2 protein-coding genes and 1 pseudogene are annotated in these 3,279 nt (G+C 75.1%); 2 read left to right on the top strand and 1 reads right to left on the bottom strand.

Annotated features, from left to right (window positions below):
- Positions 1–108 precede the first annotated feature (108 nt).
- Positions 109–1,230: pseudogene (locus AB0H87_RS39890) on the bottom strand (DEAD/DEAH box helicase); the annotation flags it as partial.
- A gap of 56 nt (positions 1,231–1,286) precedes the next feature.
- Between AB0H87_RS39890 and AB0H87_RS39895 the strand changes: the two are divergent.
- On the top strand, positions 1,287–2,588 hold the full coding sequence (locus AB0H87_RS39895; RefSeq protein ID WP_360158426.1) for a hypothetical protein: 1,302 nt from the start codon (positions 1,287–1,289) through the stop codon (positions 2,586–2,588).
- A 65-nt stretch (positions 2,589–2,653) separates the two neighbouring features.
- Positions 2,654–3,172 carry a DUF6328 family protein gene (locus AB0H87_RS39900; RefSeq protein WP_360158429.1) on the top strand — a complete coding sequence of 173 codons (519 nt, stop codon included), beginning with the start codon at positions 2,654–2,656 and terminating at the stop codon, positions 3,170–3,172.
- Positions 3,173–3,279: the final 107 nt, after the last annotated feature.

Raw genomic sequence — 3,279 nt, forward strand, 5'->3', positions numbered from 1 at the left:
CCACCGTGCTGCTGGTCGCGCACGAGCTGGGCCCGTTGCAGCCGCTGATCACCCGCTGCGACATCGCCCACCAGGGCCGGCGCTGCCTCGGCAGCGCCGGCGGTGTCGCCCCGAGCCGTCCGGCGCACCCCACAACGCCAGGTCGAGCGCGAACCCGGTCAGGTCGGCGGCCGCGATCTCCGGCTCGGGCCGCGCCGGCAGCCGGTCGTGGGCCGCCTCCGACCAGCAGCGGTAGACGGTCCCCGGCGCCTCCCGCCCGGCCCGCCCGGCCCGCTGCTCGGCGCCCGCCTTCGACACCGGCACCGTGACGAGCGCACCGAGTCCGCGCGCGTGGTCGGTGCGCGGCACGCGGGCCAGACCCGCGTCGACGACGACCCGTACACCCGGCACCGTGAGGCTGCTCTCCGCCACCGCCGTCGCGAGCACGATCCGGCGCGTCTCCGAGGGCCGCAGCACCGCGTCCTGTGCGGCCGCGTCCTGCCGCCCGAGCAGTGACCGCACCGGCAGGTCGACCAACCGCCGCGCGACGGCGCCGATCTCGCCCGCCCCGGGCAGGAACACCAGGACGTCACCGGTCCGCTCGCGGAACGCCCGCCGGGTCGTTGCCGCAACGTGGTCGAGCAGCCGCGGGTCCACCCGCGACCCGTGCGGCGGATCCACCTTCGCGGGCGGCGCCCAGACCACCTCGACCGGATGCAGCGCGTCGTCGGCGGTCACGGTCGGCCCGAGCAGGGCGGCCAGGCGCGCGGTGTCCGCGGTCGCCGACGTGGCCAACAGCCGCAGGTCGGGACGCAGGTTGGCGCGCACGTCGACGCAGAACGCCAACGCGAGGTCGGAGTCCAGGTGCCGCTCGTGACACTCGTCGAGGATCACGGTGTCGACGCCGTCGAGCGCCGGATCGTGCTGGAGCCGCCGGACCAGCAGCCCGGTGGTCACCACCTCGACCCGCGTGTCCGCGGAGGTCCGCCGGTCGCCGCGCACCGCGTACCCGACCGAGCCCCCGACCCGCGACCCCACGAGCGAAGCCATCCGCCGGGCGGCCGCCCGCGTCGCGAGCCGGCGCGGCTCGGCGACCAGCACGTTGCCGTGGCCGGCCAGGTCGAGCGGCACGAGGGTGGTCTTGCCGGTGCCCGGTGGTGCCACCAGGACGGCGCTGCCGTGCGCGTCGAGCGCCGCGCGTACCGCCGGCAGCACGCGGCGGATCGGCAGGTCGGGTTCGTCGGGCAGCACCAGATCATTTTCCACGGGTACGCGCGCCCGGCGGTGCAGCGGCTAGCCTCCCGGCTGTGGACGGTCGCCGACCGGCGCTGGTGGAGGCCGGCCGGACCAGCACCCCCGACGAGGTCACGGAGTTGCTGGTCGGTGCGGCCGACCCGGTGGTCACCGCCGTGCTGGCCGGGGGGCGCCTGCGACCGGCGGGCGACATCGCGCTGCTGGTCACGGCGTTGCGTCGGGCCGGTGGTGGCCGGGTCGCGGACCGGGTGCTCGGCTCCGCCGACGAACTGGGCACGGACCGCGTCGCGGCGCTCGCGACGGGTCTGCGGGCCGGCGGCGCCGACGACGACGCCGACACCGCGGTGCGCGGTGCGACCGCGCGGCGGGCGGCAGGCCAGGTCGCCGCGCTCGTGGCGGCCCTGGCCGACCTCGACGACGGCCGGTCGCTGACGGTGGCGCTGGACGCGGCCGAGTCACGCGGCCGCGCCGAGTTCACCACGATCCTGCGCGTCGCCGACGCCGACCATCGCCGGCACGCGCCACGGCTCATGGCCCGGGTGACGCGGTGGCCGGCGGCCGAGGTCGTGGCGTTGCTGCACGACCTCGACGCCGACCGGCCGGACCTGGCCGACCGCCTCGTGCGCGTCCTCGCGCTCCGGCTCGCGGTGGAGCCGTTGGCCGAAGTGGTGCGGGGACTCGCCGACGGCCGCCTCGGTCGGGCGCTGGTTGGAGACCTCCACCGGCGCACGTGGCGCGAGGTGAGCGCGTCGGTCGCGGCGATCGCCCGTCGCCCGGGCACCGTCGACCTGCTCGTGGACGCCGCGGCGCGGTGCCCGGCCGACCGCGTGTCCGCGGTGGCCGACGGGCTGCACAACGCGGGCGCGGCCGACGCCCGGGATCGTTTCGTGCGCGAGGTGGGCCTGCGCCGCTGGCAGCACGCGCCCTACGACGAGGTGACCTCGCCGGAGCTGCGGCAGCGGATCGCGCGGCTGGCCGCGCACGCCGCGGACCTGAACCGCTCCGAGCTGCGCCGGGGACGCCGGGTCCGGGCGGCGGTCCTCGCCGGCCAGACCGTCGCGGCGGCCGCGTCCGGGCTCGTCATCGCGACGCTGACCACCGTGTCGACGGACGTCGGGTTCTCGGTCGGCGAATGGGTGGCGTGGGTGGCCAGCTCGCTCGTTCTCCAGCTGGTCAGCTGGGCGGCGATCGGCCTGGTCCTGCTCGTCCGGCTGGAGGACGGCGACACGCTGGTCGTCGACCTGACGGTCCTCGCCGTCACCGTCACCACCGTCGTCGTCCTCGCCCTTGCCGGGGTGCCGCCGCTGGCCGAGACGGCCGAGCACCTCCGCGACTGGCTCGCGTGGCGGTTCTGAGCAGGTTTCACGCGAAATCCGTTCGGGAACTGTGCCTGGAATTCACAGGCGGCGGAGGGGACGGCATGACCGGGGAGACCGAGAAGCAACGGTGGGACCGCAACTTCAGCGACCTGCTCCAGGAGTTGCGGGTCGCGCAGACCGGCGTGCAGATCCTGTTCGCGTTCCTGCTGACGCTGCCGTTCAGCAACGGCTTCCCGCGGGCGACGCCCTTCCAGAAGGACGTGTACGTGGTCGCGCTGATCGCGGCCGCGTGCGCCACCGCGCTGATCATCTCGCCGGTCGCGTTCCACCGGGCGCTGTTCCGGCAGGGCCGCAAGCCCGAGCTCGTGAAGTACGCGCACAAGGTCGCCACCGGCGGCCTGTTCTTCATGCTCGTCGCGATGGTCGCGTCGGTCCTGCTGATCACCGACTACGTCCTGCCCTGGCCGGCCGCGCTGATCATCTCGCTGTTCACGGGCCTGTTCTTCGTCGGGTTCTGGGGTGTCCTGCCGTGGTCGCGCCGCGACTGGGGCGAGCCGGACGAGACCGAGCGCGAGCTGGACGAGCGCCGCGAGAACCCGGAGCCGTACCAGGTCGGCTAGCGGCTCCACTGTGGTGGGGGGGGGGGGGCCGGGGGGGGGGGGGGGGTTGTTGTATGGGGGTTTGTGGCCTCTATATACCTGGTGTGTTTTAACTCCAACAAACACCT

The sequence above is a fragment of the Asanoa sp. NPDC050611 genome (assembly GCF_040654855.1).
Lineage (GTDB): Bacteria > Actinomycetota > Actinomycetes > Mycobacteriales > Micromonosporaceae > Asanoa.